Below are 21039 nucleotides of genomic sequence, written 5' to 3'. Positions count from 1 at the left end.
CGTGGGTCGCAAGCTGGGGTTCCTCAGACGAACTGCCACGCCCGCAACCCCGCAAGATCAGATGATTCTCCTTTCGCTCGACGCCGTAGAGGACGTCGAGCGGCTCAGAACATTTCTCAATGATGTGAATCCGGCCGCTGCACGACGAGCGCTGGAGCTGATCTCGGCCGCGATCGAGAGATTGCAGGACTTTCCGACACTCGGAATGTCGACGGAGGATCCCGAGATTCGCCAGATTATCGTCCGCTTCGGGGCGTCTGGTTATATTATCCGCTACGTCATTCTTGCCGAAGCAGGCGACATCCTCATCACGAGAATCTGGCACGGTCGCGAAGCGCGCGTATAGCGCGCCCGCAGCTCCTACTCGTTCCGCGCCACCGCCGTCAGCTTGGTCATGTTCTGCAGCAGGATCCTGCCGCGCTGCAGGTCCAGAATGCCGTCCTTGCGCCAGAGCTGCAGTTGACGGTTGACGCTTTCGCGGGCGGCGCCGACGAAGACACCGAGTTGTTCCTGCGAGATGTGCACTTCGGAACCGAAATCGGAAGCCAGCGCACAGAGCCGCCGCGCGAGGCGAACCGGCAGCGGCTGCAGCACGGATTCCTCCATCCGCTCGCTCTGCCAGCGGATGCGCTGGCACAGCAGCTTGATGATCTTGATCGCGACTTTCGGTTCGCGTTCCAGGAACGCCAGGAAATCCTCGCGCCGCAGCACGAACAGTTCGGAAGGTTCACCCGCTGTGGCGTCCGCGGTGCGGCTCTCCCCGTCGAGGACGGCGACCTCGCCGAACAGGTCGCCGGGTCCCATGAAATTCAGCGTCAGGCGGCTGCCGTCGGAGGCGCCGGTCTCGATCCGGATCTGGCCGCGCCGGACCCCGTAAAGGGCGTCGCCAGCGTCGCCCTTCTGGAACAGCATTTCACCGACGCCGAGCTGCTGAGTGTGGCAAAGGCCGGAGATGCGCTGCAGCTCATCGGCGCCCAGATCGGCGAACATCGGGTTCATTTTCAAAATGACCGCAAATTCGGCCTGTTTACTCATAGTATTACCTTCCAAATCGGCCTGGACCCGCCCTATCAAGGCCGTTAGCAAGATCCCGCGCCAACGAGTGTGTCATAAGTCACATAACTTTGCAGTACCCCCGGAATATTTTTGGCTTCTTTGGGCCCATCCCGTTTCCGGGATAAGCTCGCCTGACCGGTTGCGCCCGCGTATCGCGCGACCGAAATAAGAGCCGCTTGCGCGGTCTGGAATGTCGATATGAGAGCACTGAAAATTGCCGGCGCCGCCATTGCCGCCGTGATCGTCGTCATCGCGCTGCTGCTGGTGATCGGCATCCCCTCGAGCTTTGTGACGGCGCAGATCCAGGAGCGGGTCGAGCGCGAGACCGGCTACAAGCTTGCGATCAACGGCGGCGCCAGGATCGGCCTGTGGCCGTCGCTCAACGTCACGCTGAGCGATGTCACGCTGCAGAATCCGAAGGACCGCGACATCAACCACCGCTTCACGGCCTCAAGCATCGAGGCGGACGTGACGCTCGCGAGCCTGTGGGCGGGCAAGCCGCAGATCACTGAGCTCGTCATCATCCGTCCGGTGGTGAATTTGCCGCTGCAACGCGAGCGCGTGAAGGAGGCCAGTCCTCCCCCCAAGCCCGCGGCCGGCAAAGCGGCTGACGCCTTTTCGATCGAGCGCGTCAGCGTCACCGGCGGCACCGTCGTGTTCTCCAATCTGCGCGACCGCGTCGAGAACAGGATCGAGGCCGTCAACGCCGACATCACCATCGATGCCGACCGCAAGGTCAGGCTGACAGGCAGCGCACGCAGCGGCGGCCATCCGCTGAAGTTCGAGATCAAGGCGGCGCCGCCCGCGCCGCCGATCGAGCGGCAGAATATCCCGGCCGAGATCAAGATCGACGCGCCCGGCCTGCTGCACGCCCCGCTCATGGCCAAGGCCGAAGCCCGGCTCAACGGCTCGGTCGTGATGATCAACGGCGTTACCGGCGCGCTCGGCGACGGCGCGTTCAACGGCTGGGCCTCGGTCGATCTGTCGAGCAAGCCGCTGGTGAAGCTCGACCTCGACTTCCAGAAGCTTACGGTCGCGATGACGCGCAGCACCGGCGGCGGCTCGGCACAGCCTTGGAGCAGTGCTACGATCGACGTCAACGGCCTCAATTACATCGACCTGCAGGCGCGCATTTCCGCGGCCGAACTCAATGTCGGCGACGCGCGTTTCACCCCCGCCGCGATCGACGCCACGCTCGCAAGCGGCGTCTTGAAGGCGCAGATTTCCAACCTTGGCGCCTATGACGGCAACGCCAATGGCGATCTGACCCTCGATGTCTCCACCGCCAATCCCGCATACACGATGCGGGCCGATCTCACCGGCGTGCGCGCGCTTCCGCTGCTGGATGGCCTCGCCGATTTCGACAGGATCGACGGCAAGATGCAGGCGAGGATCAGCGTGCGCTCCGCCGGCACCAGCCAGCGCGCGATCATGTCGAACATGGCGGGCACGGCCTTCGTCGTGTTCCAGGACGGTGCGATCAAGGGGCTCAACGTCGCGCAGATGATCCGCTCGCTCACGGCGAGCACGCTGTCGGGCTGGCAGGAGAGCGAGGAGAAGGCGACAGACCTCTCGCAATTGTCGGCGTCGTTCAAGATCGACAAGGGCCAGGCGCAAACCACCGACCTCAACCTGGTCGGCCCGCTGGTGAAGATGACCGGCGTCGGCACCATCGATCTCGGCACCAAGCAGATCGGCTTCCGCGTCGAGCCGAAGCTCGTGATGACCACCGAGGGCCAGGGCCGCGCCGCCGATCCGGTCGGGCTCGGCATTCCCGTGATGATCGAGGGCCCGTGGGGCGCGCCGCGGATCTATCCGGAGATGCAGGGCATCCTCGACAATCCCGATGCGGCCTATGCCAGGCTGAAGGAGATGGGCAAGGGCCTGTTCGGCGCCAACGGCGGCGCCGGGCTTGGCGCTGCCATCGGCAACCTGCTCGGCGGACAGCCGGGAGCGGCCGGCGGACAACAAGGCGGCGCCGGCGGACAGGGGGCTGGCGGACAGCCGGCCAACCCGCTTGGTGGCCAGCTCGGCGAAAGCATCGGCAATCTGCTGCAGCAGGGCTTGAGCGGGCTGGGTCAGGGCGGCGCGCGTCCGGGCGGCCAACGCAGCATCCCCGGTCCGAACTCGCCCGCGCAGGCTCCTGCCGAGGCCGCGCCGGCTGAGCCGACGGCTCCCCCGCCACCGAGCGATACGACCGCGCAGCCGGACAGCCAGCCGATGAACGAGGTCTTGCGGCAGCTTTTCAACCGGTGACACGGCCACTCCCTCGCCCCGCTCTTGCGGGGTCGAGACGAGCGTAGCTCGCTCTTGGAGGGTCGGGGTGAGGGGCTCTCTCCGCGAGCTCTGAACGACGTGAGACCTGTACTCCCTCACCCGGATCGCGAAAGGCGATCCGACCTCTCCCCGCAAGCGGGGCGAGGTTAAGCAAGCCCGGGCATGACGAATCCCCCGTGATTCCTGCCCACAATTGGGGCTAACCATGTCGGCGGGCTCACAGCCCTGCCCCCCAATTCGTGCTAGACAGACCCTCATGCCGGGGCTGCCGAGACAGGCCGGCCGTGACAAACCGATGCGCGCGCCCCCGCGTGGGCCGGCACGAGGGTCCGGATGAACGAGGTCAAGGACAGAGTCTGGTTCCTGCGCGAGGGCCTGTTCGCCAAATACGTCGTCGCGCTGGTCGGCCTCGTCGTGTTCGTGCTGGCGGTCAACGGCGCGATGGAAATCTGGATCACCTACCGCGGCATCAAGAGCTCGCTCAGCGACGGCATGTCGGAGAAGGCGCAGGCGACCGCCAAGCGCATCGAGCAATCGATGTCCGACCTCGAACGCCAGATCTCCTGGGTGACGCGCGCCTCCTCCAACACGCTGGATCTGCGCCGCGCCGACTATACCCAGTTGCTGCGGCAGGTGCCGCAGGTCAGCCAGCTTTCGCTGCTCAGCAGCAATGGCCGCGAGCAGCTCCGCCTGACGCGGCAGACCGTCACGCTCGGCAGCAACGCCGATTTCTCGCGCGATATCCGTTTCACCGAGACCGTCACGCGCGGCACCAGTTTCGCGCCGGCTTACTTGCGCGACCAGCGGCCGTTCATGTCGATCGCGCTGTCGCATGCCGACGGCAGCATCACCGTCGCCGAGATCGACCTCGACTTCCTCGACGATCTGCTTGGCGACGACCAGGTCGGCCGGGTGGCATTCGCCTATGTCGTCGATCCCAAAGGCGAGGTGCTGGCGAGCTCGGCGAGGGGCCCCGAGGTCGGCAAGAATCTCGCGGCGCTGCCGCAGGTCGCTGCCGTCATCGCCTCGGGCGGCAGGGCGCCGGCGTCGGGGACCGACAGCAGGGGCGATGCAGTGCTGACGACGTCGAGGCCGGTCGCAAAGCTCGGCTGGCATGTGTTCTTCGAACAGCCGACGGCGCAGGCGCTGACGCCGATCCGCGATCAACTGGCGCGGATCGCGCTGCTGATCGCACTCGGCCTCGTGGTCGCGATCATCGCCGGCACCATGATGGCGCGGCGCATGCTGGTGCCGATCACGGCGCTGCAGGCCGGCGCGCGGCGTCTCGGCGCCGGCGATTTCGGCCACCGCATCGAGGTGAAGACGTCCGACGAGCTGGAGGAGCTGGCGAACCAGTTCAACGGCATGGCCGGGCAGCTCGCCGAGACCTATTCGAACCTCGAAGCCAAGGTGAAAGAGCGGACGCGCGATCTGGCGCAATCGATCAACGAGCTCAAGGTGCTCGAGGAAGTCGGCCGCGCGGTCGCCTCCTCGCTCGATCTCAACGCGGTGCTGCCCACGGTCGCCGCGCGTGCGCTGGAAATCACCCATGCCGACGCCGTGCTGATCTATGGCTATGACGCCGGCAATCACCAGTTCAGCCTCGCTGAATCCATCGGCATCGACAAGGCGGCCGAAGGCAGCCACCGCGCCATCGACGCCGACAATTCGCCGCTCGGCGAAGCCGCGACGAGCGGTGAGCCGATCGCCATTTCCCAGCTCGGCGCGATGCGCGAACATCCCCTGCGCGACGTCGCGATCGAAGCCGGCTACAACTCCGTGCTGGTGGTGCCGCTGGTCGACCAGACCGGCATTCTGGGATCGCTGGTGGTGCTGCGGCAGAACGCCGGTGAATTCTCCGCCAATCTGATCGGGCTGATGAAGACCTTTGCCCACCAGGCCGTGCTGGCGATGCGCAATGCGCGGTTGTTCACCGAGGTGGACCACAAGAGCCGCGAGCTGCTGGCCGCCAACGACATCGTGCGCGAGCAGGCCGACAAGCTGCAGGAGCAGACCGACCAGCTCAGGGACTGGAACCGCTCACTGGAGGAGCGCGTCGAAACCCAGCTCGGCGAGATCGAGCGCATCCGCAGGCTGGAGCGTTTCCTCGCGCCGCAGGTGGCGCAACTGATCGCCTCCTCCGACGGCCATGAAGGCTTGCTCGACAGCCACCGCCGCGAAGTCACGGTGGTGTTCTGCGATTTGCGCGGCTTCACGAGTTTCACCGAGACCACCGAGCCGGAAGAGGCGATGAACGTGCTGCGCGAATATCACGCAGCGCTCGGCGAACTGATCTTCAAATACGAAGGCACGCTCGACCGCTACGCCGGCGACGGCGTGATGATCCTGTTCAACGCGCCGATCCAGTTCGAGGATCACACCGCGCGCGCCGTTCGCATGGCTGTCGAGATGCGCGACACCATCGGGCAACTCACCGAGAAGTGGCGCAACCGCGGCCACAATCTCGGCTTCGGCATCGGCATCGCGCTCGGCTACGCCACGCTCGGCCAGATCGGCTTCGAGCAGCGCCTGGAATACGCCGCGATCGGCAGCGTGACCAACCTGGCGTCGCGGCTGTGCGACGAAGCCAAGGCCAACCAGATCGTGGTGAGCAGGCGCGTCTACGGCATGGTCGAGCCGTGGGTCGAGGGCAAGCCGATCGACGATTTGAATCTGAAGGGATTCAATCATCCGATTTTGGCGGCGGAGATCATGAGCTGGCGCGAGGAGGTGGACAACGTCGTGGATGCAGCGGCGGCGCGACGGAAGAAGATGCAGTAGCCTCCGTCGTCCCTGCGAACGCAGGGACCCATACCGCGTGATCTCTCAATAGGGCAAAGCGGCAGACGCCTTTCGCAAAACACCCGCCGGTGGCTATGGGTCCCTGCGTTCGCAGGGACGACACCGAGTGTGCCGCGCGCTCGCATTTCGAATTTCAAACAGCCCCGAGTTTTCTCCGCCGTCATTGCGAGGAGCGAAGCGACGAAGCAATCCATGCAGCTCCGAATGCGAGGAGAAATGGATTGCTTCGCTTCGCTCGCAATGACGGCGGGGGCCTCCATACACACACACGCCAAAACCTCCCGCGGCGCCACGCGCCCGAGGATTTGCATCTTCATCCGCCCACCGAAAATTCAGAGGGCGCAGGGAAAGCCGGGTGCCCTCAGCACCCGCGATCGTGCGCAAAAATGCACACGGGTGACCGCAAGGTGCGCCGGAACACCCGGCCTTCCCTGCGCAATGGTTTTACGGCTTATAACGCGCTCTCCCCGGCGACGAATTCCTCTTGCCACCGTCGCTGACGGATTGACGATTTCTCGAAGCCCGGTTGGGCCCGACAAATCTCCATCAGCTTGACACCAGCCACGGGTGCCAGGACCACACGCCTTTGCCGTACGCGGCTTCCTCCACCAAAACGCTTCGACCGGCTCATGTGCTGCCGACCGAGATTCTGGCGAAGGCGTTTAAGCGCCGGTCGTCTGCGCGCCGGATGGTCGCTCACGGAAATCCGCCCTGCGACCCCTCGCGCGCCCGACGCTGCCGCGTCCATCGCATCCCGCACCCAACGTCCGTGACGATCGCGATACGCCCCTCTTGGTGGGACGGGATGCGCGGAGTTGTACGGGTGATTTGGGTCAATCGGGAAGCGAATTATTTCTGCACCAACGGATTGACAGATTTTTGGTGATTTGCCCGACAAGCAAATTAAGCGGCCAGTCTGATCTTCCTAGTCTGCAGCGAGTGCTTCCAGCCAAGCCCTCCTCTGACTGGCCGTTGCCGATATCTTGCCAATCAGCTAAGTGACGCTTGTTGCATCTGGGCTCGATTTTGAGGCCGGACTCGTCGATTGCCGGGAACGCATCGTGGAGACAGACTGGCGATGCCGGCGAACGTTTTAAGCTTAGCGAGTTGCCCATTTTGTTCGATTGATTCAAGCCGCATCGCTTTCTCAAACGACCTCGTGACCGCTATCTGGGATGGCTTTCCCGCGAGTCCAGGTCACCTTCTCATCATTCCCGGGCGTCATGTGCCAGCCTGGCCGGACCTAACCTCCGCCGAGAAGGCTGCGATTTGGTTAGCGGTCGATCAGGGTCAAGGCATCATCTCCGAGCGATTCCGCCCAGATGGTTTCAACGTCGGCTTCAATCAAGACACGGCCGCCGGTCAAACGGTCTTCCACTTTCATTTGCACATTATCCCGCGCTATGCCGGCGATGTTGCCGACCCTCGCGGCGGGGTGCGGCATGTGATTCCGGATAAGGCTAATTACCTTGCTGTCAACGAAACCCGTTCTGGAATTGCCATCCGCCAAAAGCTCGTGAAAGGCGGCACCGACCCTTTATTGCCGCATCTACTACTCCACCTCGATGGGTCAACTATCTGCGACATTGCCGTCGCCTTTCTGCTCGACAGCGGCGCACGGATGATCGTCGCGCATCTTCGAGACTTTTTGGCGCGGGGAGGCACGGCGCGGATTCTTGTTGGAGACTACCTCAACGTTACGGAACCCGCGGCGCTAAGACGTCTCAACGACCTTGCTGGTGACTTCACAGTCAGGGTCTTTGAAGCGCGGGACCGAGGTTTCCACCTAAAAACCTATATATTTCAGACCGACGTCGAAGGCATCGCCTTTGTCGGAAGCTCAAACATATCAGCCCCGGCACTAACCAATTCCATCGAATGGAACTACAAAGTGGTCTCTCGCGATGAGCAAGCCGGATTCTTGGAAGTCACGACCGCATTCGAAAATATCTTCAATTCATACTCGGCTGTCCCTGCCACCGAAGCTTGGATACGCAGCTACGAATCGCGCCGGACATCCCCAGATTGGCGAGCAGCAGGAGTTGCAGAAGAAGCGCCCGCTCCTATGGCGATCCCGCACGCTATCCAGCAAGCCGCGCTCAAGGCCCTCGAAGACACTCGCCAGGAGGGCTTCTCCGCAGGACTAGTTGTTCTGGCAACGGGACTAGGGAAGACCTGGCTTTCCGCTTTCGATAGCGACAGGTCAGAGTTCCGCCGCGTTCTTTTCGTCGCTCACCGTGAAGAGATCCTGAATCAGGCGATCGACAATTTTCGACGCGTCAGACCGAATGCGTCTATCGGAAGAATGATTGCTTCGCAGAGAGAGACCAGTGCGGACCTGCTTTTTGCCTCAGTACAGACATTGGGACGCATAGAAAACCTAAGTGGGTTCGCGCCAACATCTTTTGACTATATCATCATCGACGAATTTCATCACGCCGCAGCCACGACCTACCGGCGGATAATTGATCATTTCCAACCACGATTCCTACTTGGACTAACAGCGACGCCAGAGCGAATGGACGGTGGTGATCTTCTCGCACTGTGCCAAGAGAACGTTGTGTTTGAAGCCTCAGTACCCGATGGCGTTTCTGCTGGCCTCCTCAGCGCTTTCCAGTACTTTGGCGTACCGGATGTCGTCGACTACGCCAATATTCCGTGGCGGAACGCGCGCTTTGACCCAACGGAGCTTACAGCAGCAGTTGCCACCGAGGCGCGTGCTCAAAATGCTCTTGAGCAGTTCCGCAAGCACGGTGCAAAGCGGTGCATTGCGTTCTGTTGCTCGCAACGGCATGCCGACTTCATGGCAGAGTTCTTCAACGCTCGTGGCGTGCGCTCGGTGGCTGTTCATGCCGGTAGTGAAAGTGCTCCCAGAACGACCTCGCTTCAGCAGCTAGCAGACGGCGAGCTTGACGTCATTTTCTCAGTGGACATCTTTAACGAAGGCGTCGATATTCCAAATATCGATACCGTTCTGATGCTGCGGCCAACCGAGTCGACGGTGATCTGGATGCAGCAATTTGGTCGGGGCTTACGCAGAGCACCCGATAAATCAGTTCTGAAAGTAATCGATTACATAGGCAATCACCGCTCATTTCTCATGAAGTTGCGCTCAGTTGCGGCTCTAGCAAACCGAAATGCAAGCAGCATCGGCGCTCTTAGGAGCACCCTCCATGAGGTCGTTACGGAAAAATTGGATCTGCCGGAAGGGTGTTCCGTTACTTACGAACTTGAGAGCATAGAGATTCTCGAACGGCTATTGAAGCCAGCTCGGCCCGAAGCTGCGCTCGAAGCGTTCTACAGAGACTTCTTCGAGCGTCACGGTGTCCGCCCGACCGCCGTTGAGGCTTTTCACGAAGGGTATAATCCGCGCAGCAACAGCGAACGTTCTTGGCTAGGATTCGTCTCTCGCATGAACGGACTTGGCGAGGCCGAGTCTACCGCCCTGTCCAGATCCCGCGCCTTCTTAGAGAGCGTTGAAAAGACCGAGGTTTCACGTAGCTACAAAATCGTTTTGTTGCTTGCGCTGATTTCAGCAGAGGCAATACCTGGCGACATCGGAATTGACGAGTTAGTAGAGGGAGTTGCCAAGCTAGCCGGTCGATATCTCAAAATCCGAGACGACTTTTCTGTCGACGTCAACGATACGAAAGCCTTGCGCCGCTTACTCATTGAAAATCCAATCCGTGCTTTTGTTGACGGACATGGAACAGGCGGCGTCTCTTTCTTCCGCTTCGAAGTGAATCGCTTGTCGACCACCTTCGAAGCTGGAGACGCCGAGCCCTTTCGATACCTTCTGCGCGAGATTCTAGACTGGCGGCTAGCGCAGTATTTGGACCGACAAGTTTCGGGCGACGCGACTAACGATATTTTCTGCCGAGTATCCCGTGCTGACGATCGTCCGACCTTGCTCTTTCCGGCTGCCGCTGCGACTCTCCACCTAGAGCAGGGGCTTGCTCCCATCGAAGTAGAAGAAGAAGCTTACGAGGCCTTGATCGCAAAGGACTCCATCGACGTCGTCCGGAAGCTGGATGATGAGACAAACCAACTGCCAGATATCCTCCGTCGTTGGTTTGGGGATGACGCTGGACTACCAGGACGTGGCGAACGAGTAAGATTAAAGCGCGGCCCATCGGGCCTTGAAATCGAACCGCTACGAATCCCGGCTTCTCAAAGACTGCAGGTTTGGGAACGCTATCTACGCGAAGCCATAGCGCCGGCCTTTGGTCTCGCTTTTAGTCAGGCGATTTGGAACGCTGGTTTTGTCGTCCAAGATCCGGAGATTTTCCTTCTGGTGACGCTCGCCAAAGAAGACATGAACGAGGGTCATCGATACGTCGATCATTTTGTATCCGATCGCGAGTTTGCCTGGCAAAGTCAGAAACGGACAACGCAAGACTCCAAGCATGGGCAGCTTCTCCGCAATCACGGTGCCCTGGGGCAACGAGTCCATCTGCTTGTTAGATCAACTAAGAAGACGGGTTCAAAGCCAACGCCCTTCATTTATTGCGGCGAGGTTGATTTCATCTCATGGGAGGGTGAGGCGCCAATCTCCATAAGATGGCGATTGCGGACGGCCGTACCAGCTAACCTTCAACGTCTGCTCAGCGTACCATCATCCTGAGAGCCTCCTGGGGAAACTGGAATACTCGATGGCTCGGGGCTGTGGCAGATGCTGCGGCCCGAAGACGCTGGCCTTCAGGCGCACACTGCTCGCCTACCCCAACCCCGCCCGTCTAAACCCTTCCACATAATGCGCCTTGTCGGCTTCGTGCTCGAACGGCAGTTCGCTGGCCAGCCAGGCGAGCGTGACGTTGGGTTGGGCGCGGCGGAGGCCCTCGAGGGCGGCTTTGGCGGCGTCGGTGCCGCCGGCCATGCCCAATGAAGCCGTCAGCACGCGGTGGGCGCCGACAAAGTCGGTGCGCTGCCGCAGCGCTTCACGCGACAGGCGGATCGCCTCCGCGTAATTGCGGCCGACATACTGGCAATAGGCGGCGACGCCGCAATAGATCGCGGCAAAGGGATCGCGGGGTGAGAATTTCAGCGCCTCGCGCGCGGCGCGATCGCCCTCCTCCCAGAGCCCGCGATAGGACAGCGCAACGCCGTAAATGCCGCGCGCAGGCGAAAAATTCGGATTGAGCCGCAGCGCCAGCTCGAATTCGGCGATGCAATCATCAAAGCGCCGGTTGAACAGATAGACGCTGGCCAGCGCATAATGCGCCCACGCATCCTCACTGTCGGCCCGGATCGCCGCCAGCGCCGCGCGCTCCGCCACCGGAACGGTCCTGGACATTTCCTGCCAGCCCATATGGGCGCTGAACGTATGGCAGGAAGCCAGCAGGCTGAGCGCCTGGCCGTAAGCGGGATCGACACTGATCGCCTTTTCAAGAAGCGCCTGCGCGACCAGATTGTCCTGCCGCGTCACGCGCCAGTAATGCGACAGAGCCCGCATCACCAGGTCCCACGCATCCATGTTGTCAGGCGTCTTGCGCCGGGCCCGGAAATCCTCGGCCGCATAGAGCTGCGGCTCGATCGCCGCGACGACGGCCTGGGTGATTTCGTCCTGCACGGCGAAGACGTCGGCGAGATTGCGGTCGTAGCGCTCCGCCCAGAGGTGACTGCCGGTCGCGACGTCCACGAGCTGGGCCGTGATGCGCACATGGTCGCCGTCCTTGCGCACGCTGCCTTCCACGACGTAGCCGACGCCGAGCTCCTCGCCGATCTGCTGGTGGTGGACGGATTTTCCCCGGTAGATGAACGAGGAATTCCGCGCGATCACATAGAACCAGCGCAGCTTCGACAGCGCCGTGATGATGTCCTCGCTGATGCCTTCCGAAAAATATTCCTGCTCCGGCTCGCCAGAGAGATTGACGAACGGCAGCACCGCGATCGCCGTTCGATCAAGCGCCGGGAATTGCCGGGGCAGCGGCTCGCCGGCGGGGGCGCGCAGCTGGGGCGCCGCGCCGCGGGCATCGCCGCCGTTCGCGGCTTTCGGCTGCACGTCGCCGACGAAGCGAAAACCTTTGCGCGCCAGGGTGCGGATCATGATTTGATCCTTGCCGCTGTCGCCGACCGCCTTGCGCGCGGCGTTGATCCGGCTCGTCAATGTGGATTCGGAGACGATGCGGCCATCCCACACCGTCTCGATCAGATCGTCCTTGGTGACGACGTGGTCGCGGTTTTCGATCAGGTGAACCAGCAGATCGAACACCTGCGGCTCGACCGCCACGCTCTCGCCGCCGCGGGTCAGCTCGCGAAGGTCGACATCCAGCACATGGTTGGAAAAGTGAAATTGCACGGCTTCATCCCGGTTAAAACTTCATAAGTCATTTCGGATCGGCACGTAATTTCCGGTCGCTTTGTCCCGCACGCGCGAAAGTTAGAGCGAATTTCCCGGCGGAACCGTGTGAAAAATCTCACAGAAACGGGCACCTCACTGAAAAATCAGGGTGCCCTCAAGGCAAAATCAGCCCCGCATCACAGTCTTTAGGTCCGCCCAAGGCCATGTTTGGTTCACCCGCGGCCCTCTCCTGTGGCCGCAGCATCCCCAAAGGAGACATCGATGGCCGCCCAGAGCGCGATCGCAGCGACCCAGATTCAGGCCGATTCTGCCCAACCCGCCCCCGACCTTGCAGCCCTCAAGACGCGTCAACAAGCCGCATGGTCGTCAGGCAATTACGCCATCGTCGGCTCGACGCTGCAGATCGTCGGCGAAGAACTCTGCGAGGCGCTCGATCTCAAGGCCGGCTCCAAGGTGCTCGATGTCGCCGCCGGCAATGGCATGGCGAGCCTTGCCGCGGCGCGGCGGTGGTGCGACGTCACCTCGACCGACTACGTGCCGGCGCTATTGGAACGCGGCCAGGCGCGCGCCGCGGCGGAAGGCATGCAAATCGAGTTCAGGGAAGCCGACGCGGAAAACCTGCCGTTCAACGATGGCAGCTTCGACACGGTGCTCTCCACCTTCGGCGTCATGTTCACGCCGAACCAGGACCGCGCCGCCGCCGAGCTCATGCGGGTCTGCAAGCCCAAGGGCCAGATCGGCCTGGCGAACTGGACGCCGGAAGGTTTTATCGGACAGGTCTTCAAGACGCTCGGCAAATATCTGCCGCCCCCGGCCGGCACCAAATCCCCGGCGCTGTGGGGCACAAGCGCACGGCTGACCGAAATGTTCGACGCGGGCGCGCGCTCGATCCGAGCGGAATCGCGCCTGTTCCGGTTTCGTTATCGCTCGCCGGCGCACTTCCTCGACATCTTCAAGACGTATTACGGCCCGGTGCTGAAAGCGTTCGCTGCGCTCGACCCGGTGAAACAGGAAGAGCTGCATAACGATCTGCATGCCCTGATCGTTCGCATGAACAGGTCCGGCGACAGCACGATGGTCGTGCCCAGCGAATATCTCGAGGTCGTCATCACCAAGCGGTGAAACGCCGCGCCGGCAAGACTTCGGCGGGGCCATTGGCATGGCCCCGCTGATGCGATGCGTCCCATCCGCAAATCAGGAATAGCTCGATGACGAATGTGATTCCAATCGCGCGCGCAGAGCGCGGCAAAGAACGCGAAAAGGCTAGCGTCGTGGCCCTGCATTGCTCGCTCGGCTCGGGCCGCCAATGGAAGACGCTCGCCGATGAACTCGGGCGCAGCCATCGGTTCTTCGCCCCTGATATCTCGGGCTATGGCGCCCAAGCTTGCGCGCTGGATCTGCCGCTGACGCTCGCGGAAGAGGTCCGATGCCTGAGCGGTACCCTCAACGACGCGGACGGCCCGATCCATCTCGTCGGCCATTCCTACGGCGGCGCGATTGCGTTCAAAATCGCGACCGCTTCACCGTTCGCGCATCGCGTGCGCAGCCTGACGCTGATCGAGCCGGTGCTGCCGACGCTGCTGTGCGAGAGCGATGCGGACCGGCGGCTTCACGCGCGTTTCGCGGAGGTCGCGCGGGAGGTTTCCGAGGACCTCTGGAGTGGATCGGCGCTCGAAGCGATCGACAGGTTTATCGAGTTCTGGAACGGGTCCGGTCCGCAGGATCCGCTGCCGGCCAGCGCGCGCCTGCGCATGATCGAGCGCGCCGACAAGCTCGCCTTCGATTTCACGGCGGCGTTCGCCGAACAGAATGTCGCCACAGCGGCGGCCTCGCTTCGCGTCCCGACGCTGCTGTTTTCGGGAGGGCTGTCGCCCTATCTCACCCAGCGCATTGTGCAGCGGCTCGGCGCGATCATGGACTGCGCCGAAATCCAGCATTTGCCGGCCGCCGGCCATATGCTCCCGCTCACCCATGCCTCGTCAGTCAATCCCGCGATCGCGAGGCATATCGCCCGCGCGGACGAACTCGCAGGCGTTCCGCTGGCGGCCGAGGCACCGGCGGAGGCGGTCAGCGGGGCGGAGGGGTGAGATTCTTGGCGCTTGGCTCTCCTGTCGGCCTTCTGGTATCGGTTAGACCGAAACCGGGAACGAAATGCCGATGACCATTTTTCGCGCGAGCGACCTTTCACTGAGGCTGGCCCCCCTGATCGCAGCGGCCATGATCTGCCTTTCCACCTCCCCGCTCCGCGCCGCCGAGGACCCCGACCCCGCCGCCCCGAAGGGCGCCGCGGTCACCGTGCTCAAGGCGCAAAAATCCTGCTTCGCCAATATCGTCGAGGTGTCCGGCACCATCATTGCGCGCGAGGAGACGCAGGTGCGGCCCGAGCGGTTGGGGCTGAAGGTCGCCGAGGTGATGGTGGATGCGAGCGACAGCGTCACCGCAGGCCAGGCGCTGGCGAAGCTGAACCTGCCGGAGGGCGGGCAGATCACGGTGCAGGCGCCGGTCGGCGGCGTGATCTCGGCCTCGACGGCGTCCGTCGGCGCGATGGCATCGGGCAAGGGCGAAGCGCTGTTCTCGATCATCGCGCGCGGCGAGTTCGACCTGGTCGGCATGGTGCCGACGCGCGATATCCAAAAGCTCCAGGTCAACCAGACCGCGCGGATCAAGGTGATCGGCGCCGGCGAGGTCGATGGCAAGGTGCGGCGGCTGTCGACCACCGTGGAGCCGAACAGCCAGCTCGCGCAGGTGTTCGTCGGCGTCACCACCAACCGGCGCCTGCTGGTGAATTCCAGCGGCCGCGCACAGATCAAGACCGGGCAGAGCTGCGGCGTCTCGGTGCCGCTCACCGCGATCCTCTACGGCACCGCCGGCACCGTGGTGCAGGTGGTGCGGCGCGCGCGCGTCGAAACGCGGCGAGTGGAGACGGGGCTGATGTCGGCCGGCCAGGTCGAAATCACCTCGGGACTGCAGGAAGGCGACATCGTGGTGGCGCGCGCCGGCGCGCTGCTCCGCGAGGGCGACCCGGTGCGGCCGGTAACGGCGAGTGCGGATGTGAAGTAAGCGGCGGCCTCCGCTGTCGTCCCTGCGAACGCAGGGACCCATAACCACAGGCGGTCGTTGTGTGATACCGTGTCTGCTACTGCGTCTTATCGATAGATCACGCGGTATCGCGATGAGCGCGGGGGCGCTCACGCGGTGGTTCCTGCGTTCGCAGGGACGACCGGGTGGCGCATGTATTACGTTTACATCCTCGCGAGCCGGCGTCACGGGACCCTGTATATCGGGGTGACCAATTCTCTCGCAAAACGCATGGAGCAGCATCGCAATGGCGAAGGCTCCTCGTTCGTCAAAACCTACGGCGTCTACAGGCTAGTATATGTCGAGGCGTTCGAGCGACCGGATGAAGCAATCGCGCGTGAAAAGCAGTTGAAACGGTGGAAACGCGATTGGAAGATCGAGCTGATCGAGCGCGAGAATCTGGAGTAGCGGGATCTGAGCGACCTGATCGTTTGAGGGAAGCTATCGCCACGTAACCGCCGTCGTCCCTGCGAACGCAGGGACCCATAACCACCAGCTTACATTGTTGAAGCGCAGCCGTCTCGCCGTATGCCATTTCCGCCGGCCGCGGCGTATGGGTCCCTGCGTTCGCAGGGACGACGTGCTGAGAGATAACGGTTGGGTCCGCCCCTACCCGCCGAGGCGGACGTCTTCCAGCAGCGACGACGACACCTGGGGCACCTGCTCGCCGTCGGAAGCACGGGAGATCGAGATGCGGGTCTTGTTGAAGGCGCTCGCGGCGCCGGATTGCGAACTCAGATTGTTGAGCAACTCGGTCACCAGCACGCTGTACTGGCCCTTGCCGTCGTCGGCGACCTTGCCCGGCGTCGCCGAGGTCAGGATCAGCGCGTTTTCCGGCGCCGAGATCGGCGCGAGGCCGTGCGAGTAGGAGCGGAAGCGGCGCTCATAGGGGTTGCGGCGGGAGGCATCGACGACGACGAGCTTGGCCTTGGCGCCCTTCTCGGTCATCGCATCCAGCACCTGCTCGATCGAGACGCCGTCGCGGCGAACGTCGCCTTCCTTCCAGATCGCGGCATCGACCGGGATCATGAAGCTCTCACGGCCGACCTGAACGCCATAGCCGCCGAAGAACAGCATCGCCACGGTGTCCTGCTTGATCTTGCCCTTCAGGCGGATGATGGCGCGGGCCATGTCGTCCTTGGTGGCGTCCTCGACCACGTCGACGTCAAAACCCTTGGCGCGCAGGGCAGCGGTGAGGCCGCGGGCATCGTTGATGGGCTGGGACAGCGGGGCTGACGCATCCGGGTAATGACCGTTGCCGATCACCAGCGCGACGCGGCTGGCTGACGTGCCGATCGAGCCGGTCTGCTCGGTCCCGATCGCCTTGGCGGCGTCGAGCGAACGCTTGTTCAGCGCGGCATGGGCGCCGATCGCCAGCGACACCAGGCCGACAAACGCAACGGCAATGGTGAGGCTGCGGCGGGAGATGCGGAGCTGACCGAGGTTCATCGCGTTACCATCCCAAGTTTGTCCAAAGGCACCAAGCACGACCGGCGCCAGTTAGTCGCGTGAGGACCGTTCAGGTTTGAAGGGGTTGCCGGGTGTGTGCCGTCAAATTGCGCTCAATTTGCGGCACCGCAACAACCCGGCTTTTAGCCTGCCGGGCCCTCCCGAACAACCTCATTTGGTGCATAGAGCCAATTGCCGCCGACTATGGCGAAGGGTTAATTCTACTTAAGTGATCTGCATCACATTTGTGTTTTTCGTCGATTTATATAGTTTTCAAGGGCTTGCGGGCCCGATCCGGCCGGCGGTGGCCGCTTTAAGTAATATGCCATGCTTAACACGGCCCTTCCTTCACCGTTCCGGCGGAAAGAAACTGCATGGGCTTCCACACCATTGCCGGCGCCACATTCCGGGCGCTGACCGCCCGGAAAGACGGCCCGTCGCTGTACGACGTCTGCGACCCCGTGCTGCTGAAGTACCGCGGGGGCGACCCCCATCTCGGCAAGTTCTATCGCACGGCGCTGGGCAACCCGGCGCTGCGGCCGCTGCTGCGGCGGACCGGACACCCGGCGCTACGCGACGAGAAGCGGCTGGGCGCCTTGCGGGAGGCGCTGAGGCGAGCGCGCGACGAGGCCGAGCCGGACTGGGCCGCGGTCGGGGCGCCGATCGCCGAGCTGATGGCCGACATCGACGTCCGCCACCCCTCCCCGAAGCCGGTCGCGGCCCCTAGCCGGGCGCCCGACCGAAGCGAGATCGACCGGGTGATCCGCCGCTGCGGCGCCCATCTGCTGCGCTCGTTCGCCAAGAACGGCTTCATTCCGACCTATGCCGCCTTCAACCTGATCGGCGACCCCGACATGGGCGGCCGCGAAATGCTGATGGCGCTGACGGGACTGAACTCGCGCGGCTACAAGAACTCGACGCTGCTGTTCAACCTGGCGCGGGTCTTCATTGCGCATTCGCCGGCCCGCGCCCTGATCAACCCGCCCTGGACGGGCATTGCCGAGCCGATGTGGGAGCCGGTGCAGATCCGCCACCGCTCGGCCTATTACGATGCCTTCTTCACCGAGGCGCTGCTGAGCTACGTCGAGACCGGGCTGGCGTCTTCAAACGAGGCCGCGGCGTCGCGGCGGGCGATTTCCGAGATGGTGGATTTTTGCCTGAAGACCTCAGCCGAAGAAGTAGCCTCGCATGACGGCTCGACGGTACGCGTGATCACGGCCCTGGCGCCGCTGCCGCATCCGCGCTTCTCGCGCTTCTTCGCCCAGATCAAGCAGGATCTCGGCTTCGGCATCTACGTGCCGGATTGCGACACCACGGCGTGCTCGTTCTCGGCGGCAACGCAGGCCGGCTCGACGGATCCGATCCTCGACCAGCCGCTCCTGGATTTCTACCGCGGCTACCAGGTGCGCGAGGGCGCCAACGAGCCGCGCGTCACCGTGCCGCTCAACGACAACATCGATTACGAGGGCGGCGTCGTCACCTGGATCGACAACCTCGCGGGCGACCGGCCCTATGGCAACGACCTCGATCCGACGCTCAATCTCGATATTCTCGAAGTCTCTTTCCGTAACCTCACGCGCTGGAATATCCTGCAAACGCCCGCGCGGCTGGAGACCGTGCATCGCATCATCGGCTTCCAGCGGCGGCTGGTGGAAAGCGGCGCGTTCAGAAATCCGCGCTCGCACATCTACTATCTGCCGGAACTGTACTCCGCCTATTTCGGCCGCTGCCATGCCGCGTTCATGGCATTGCCTGACGCAGCAAAGCAGGCGATCGATCCCGACGGCACGTTCGAGTTCATCCGCTCCCGTGTGCTCGCCTATGTCGAGGGCGAACTGATCGCGCGCGAGATGAACCCGTTCGACGCTGCGCTGGCGTTGATTGCGCTGGCGCATCTCGGCGCCGACGTTTCGACCTTCGCGCCTGCGCTGAACTGCATCACAGCCCATTTCGGCGAAGGCGGCAGGCACGGGCCCTACAAGGCCTATGAGTGGAACAAGATGAAGACGCCGACGCGGATTCTGGTCGGCGGCCCCGAGGTGACGTCGGCGTTTGTGTTGATGGGGCTGGCACTGGCGCGAAGGGCGATGGTGAAGGGCGCTTCGACGTAACCGCCGTCATTCCGGGATGGTCCGAAGGACCAGACCCGGAATCTCGAGATTCCGGGTTCGATGCTTCGCATCGCCCCGGAATGACGAACACAATGACAGGAAGTTGACAGCGGTGCGACGTTCCGGCTCTGGCGAGATAGCTCCGATCTCCGCACAATCCGCATCCTTTCTTTGCCGGGATTGCCGATGAAACTACCGACATTGCTTGCCGCCATCGCGGTATTGTCATTCCCCGCCATCGCGCAGGCGGCCGACATCTCCGGCGTTCCGAAAATCCGCGAAGGCGATCAGCTTCAGATCGGCAATCACCGCATCCGTCTGGGTGGCATCGACGCGCCGGCGGTCGATCAGCTTTGCCTCAACACCAAGGGCGAGCGCTGGACCTGCGGCGCCGCCGCGCGCGACGAACTGACAAAGCGCTTCGGCGGCAAAAGCTGGACCTGTCATACCAGGCCGGTTGCGGATCGCCGCGGCCGCACCGTCGCACGGTGCCAGGCCGACGGCGAGGACATCCAGAAATGGCTGGTGTCGAACGGCTGGGCTTTGGCGGCTACACGGATCTCCCGCGACTACGAGCCGGATGAGAAGGCCGCGCGCGAGGCCAAGGCCGGGATGTGGCAGGGCGCGTTTATCGCGCCGTGGGACTGGCGCGTACGCAACAAGAAGACAACCGTTCTTGGCGCGGTGAAGCCGCCGGAGAACGCCAAGGCGGTTCTGCTGGCGTCAGCATCCGGATCGGTGGCGCCCTCTCCCGACTGCACCATCAAGGGCAACGTCAACCGGTCCGGCGAATGCATCTTTCACCAGCCGACGAGCCGCTGGTATGCGAAGATCGAAATGAAGATCTCAAAGGGCACGCGCTGGTTTTGCTCGGTCGAGGAGGCTGAGGCCGCCGGCTGCCGCGAGACGCGGCGGTAGATGCTTCTGCGGCCTCATGGTTCGAGACGCGCGGCGATGCCGCGCTCCTCACCATGAGGGTCTCAAACCTCATCCTGAGGAGGCGCTCCAGCGCCGTCTCGAAGGATGAAAGCCCCCGCACTATCGAGTATCCTAGCCTCCACGACTGAATCGGCGAGAGCTCAGACACGTGGCCAATGTTCGAGATCATTTGCGATTAAAGCGCGTGTTGTTGCTCGCGCTCGTCATCCTCGGCGGGTACGGCCTGCTCGCCTATCTGGTGCTGCCGGGTTTCTGGACGCATTACGAGCATCAGCGCGGGCTTGCCGACATGCCGATGGTGACACGCACCGCGCAGGGCATCCCTGGCGATCCCATGAATGTCGGGCTGATCGGCAACACCGGCGACGTGGTGTGCGCGATGCACGCGGCCGGCTGGTATCCGGCCGACCAGATCACGCTGAAATCCTCGATCGAGATCATCGGTAGCGTGCTGCTCGACAGGCCGTACAAGGAGGCGCCGGTGAGCAATCTCTATTACCTCGGCCGCCGCGAGGATCTCGCCTATGAAAAGCCGATCGGGAGCAGTGCCGACCGTCGCAACCATGTGCGCTACTGGAAGGTGCTGGAGAGCGGCGCGGAAAAGCGCCCGGTCTGGCTCGGAGCAGCGACGGAGGATCGCGGCGTCGGCGTCAGCCACTACACCGCCGCCGTCACGCACCACATCAGCCCCGATCTCGACGCCGAGCGCGCGCTTCTGGCTGCGGATCTGGAAAGCGCGGGGATGGTAGAGGCGAAGTATCAGGTCACCGGCATTGGGCCCACGATCGCGGGCCGAAATGGCGGCGGCGACCTCTATTACACCGACGGCGAGATCTGGGTGCTGCGGCTGGTCGAGGCGTGCCGAAAGCGCGAGGGGCCTGCGGTGACGATCCCAAGCCCGCCGGCGACCGAATTGAAGGATCAGATCTGGCGCGCGATCGCGAATGCGGTGGGGAAATAAGATGCGCCGTTGCCGTCATTGTGAAGAGCAATGAGAGCAATTTGATCCTTTTTTGCAGCTTCGCT

At 63.0% G+C, this 21039-nt stretch carries 14 protein-coding genes; 11 read left to right on the top strand and 3 right to left on the bottom strand.

The window, feature by feature from the left end:
- Position 1 precedes the first annotated feature (1 nt).
- Positions 2-346, top strand: a complete 345-nt coding sequence (locus GWE18_RS38250; RefSeq protein ID WP_275190748.1) for a type II toxin-antitoxin system RelE/ParE family toxin — start codon at positions 2-4, stop codon at positions 344-346.
- A gap of 14 nt (positions 347-360) precedes the next feature.
- Here GWE18_RS38250 and GWE18_RS38245 read toward each other — a convergent pair whose 3' ends face one another.
- A complete protein-coding gene (locus GWE18_RS38245) occupies positions 361-1035 on the bottom strand; it encodes a Crp/Fnr family transcriptional regulator (RefSeq protein ID WP_275190747.1) in 675 nt (224 codons plus the stop codon).
- A gap of 219 nt (positions 1036-1254) precedes the next feature.
- Between GWE18_RS38245 and GWE18_RS38240 the strand changes: the two genes are divergently transcribed.
- The 3 genes from GWE18_RS38240 (at position 1255) to GWE18_RS38230 (ending at position 10759) form a co-directional block, all read left to right on the top strand.
- The gene (locus tag GWE18_RS38240) at positions 1255-3312 is read left to right on the top strand and encodes an AsmA family protein (protein WP_275190746.1); all 2058 of its coding nucleotides are present in this window, start codon (positions 1255-1257) and stop codon (positions 3310-3312) included.
- Positions 3313-3666: 354 nt separating this feature from the next.
- Entirely contained in the window at positions 3667-6114 is a 2448-nt protein-coding gene (locus GWE18_RS38235; RefSeq protein WP_275190745.1) for an adenylate/guanylate cyclase domain-containing protein, read from the top strand.
- Positions 6115-7213: 1099 nt separating this feature from the next.
- Positions 7214-10759 (top strand): DUF3427 domain-containing protein, encoded by a 3546-nt coding sequence (locus GWE18_RS38230; RefSeq protein ID WP_275190744.1) that lies wholly within the window; start codon positions 7214-7216, stop codon positions 10757-10759.
- A 93-nt stretch (positions 10760-10852) separates the two neighbouring features.
- On the opposite strand, the gene GWE18_RS38225 is transcribed toward GWE18_RS38230, so the two are convergent.
- Complete coding sequence (locus GWE18_RS38225) at positions 10853-12433, bottom strand: winged helix-turn-helix domain-containing protein (RefSeq protein ID WP_275190743.1); 1581 nt, start codon at positions 12431-12433, stop codon at positions 10853-10855.
- 264 nt (positions 12434-12697) lie between these two features.
- On the opposite strand from GWE18_RS38225, the gene GWE18_RS38220 reads away from it, so the two are divergent.
- The 4 genes from GWE18_RS38220 to GWE18_RS38205 all read left to right on the top strand — a co-directional run bounded on the left by GWE18_RS38220 (position 12698) and on the right by GWE18_RS38205 (position 15922).
- Positions 12698-13558, top strand: a complete 861-nt coding sequence (locus tag GWE18_RS38220; protein WP_275190742.1) for a class I SAM-dependent methyltransferase — start codon at positions 12698-12700, stop codon at positions 13556-13558.
- Between the two features lie 86 nt (positions 13559-13644).
- Positions 13645-14523: an alpha/beta hydrolase gene (locus GWE18_RS38215; protein ID WP_275190741.1), complete on the top strand. Its 879-nt coding sequence runs from the start codon at positions 13645-13647 to the stop codon at positions 14521-14523.
- A gap of 70 nt (positions 14524-14593) precedes the next feature.
- Positions 14594-15496, top strand: coding sequence for an HlyD family efflux transporter periplasmic adaptor subunit (locus GWE18_RS38210; protein WP_275190740.1), 903 nt, complete (start codon positions 14594-14596; stop codon positions 15494-15496).
- 171 nt (positions 15497-15667) lie between these two features.
- Complete coding sequence (locus GWE18_RS38205) at positions 15668-15922, top strand: GIY-YIG nuclease family protein (protein WP_275190739.1); 255 nt, start codon at positions 15668-15670, stop codon at positions 15920-15922.
- Positions 15923-16123: 201 nt separating this feature from the next.
- Here the strand turns inward: GWE18_RS38205 and GWE18_RS38200 are convergent, their stop codons facing one another.
- The gene (locus GWE18_RS38200) at positions 16124-16963 is read right to left on the bottom strand and encodes a caspase family protein (RefSeq protein ID WP_275190738.1); all 840 of its coding nucleotides are present in this window, start codon (positions 16961-16963) and stop codon (positions 16124-16126) included.
- A gap of 374 nt (positions 16964-17337) precedes the next feature.
- Here GWE18_RS38200 and GWE18_RS38195 point away from each other — a divergent pair, with 374 nt between their 5' ends.
- From GWE18_RS38195 to GWE18_RS38185, 3 genes are all read left to right on the top strand, one after another.
- A complete protein-coding gene (locus GWE18_RS38195) occupies positions 17338-19074 on the top strand; it encodes a hypothetical protein (RefSeq protein WP_275190737.1) in 1737 nt (578 codons plus the stop codon).
- A 186-nt stretch (positions 19075-19260) separates the two neighbouring features.
- On the top strand, positions 19261-19992 hold the full coding sequence (locus tag GWE18_RS38190; protein ID WP_275190736.1) for a thermonuclease family protein: 732 nt from the start codon (positions 19261-19263) through the stop codon (positions 19990-19992).
- A 169-nt stretch (positions 19993-20161) separates the two neighbouring features.
- Positions 20162-20974, top strand: a complete 813-nt coding sequence (locus GWE18_RS38185; RefSeq protein ID WP_275190735.1) for an LssY C-terminal domain-containing protein — start codon at positions 20162-20164, stop codon at positions 20972-20974.
- Positions 20975-21039 lie beyond the last annotated feature (65 nt).

The sequence above is a fragment of the Bradyrhizobium sp. CSA112 genome (genome assembly GCF_029051645.1).
In the GTDB taxonomy this organism is placed as follows: Bacteria; Pseudomonadota; Alphaproteobacteria; order Rhizobiales; family Xanthobacteraceae; genus Bradyrhizobium.
The sequence above is the reverse complement of the archived record's forward strand: the minus strand, read 5'-3'. Positions and strand labels throughout refer to the sequence as shown.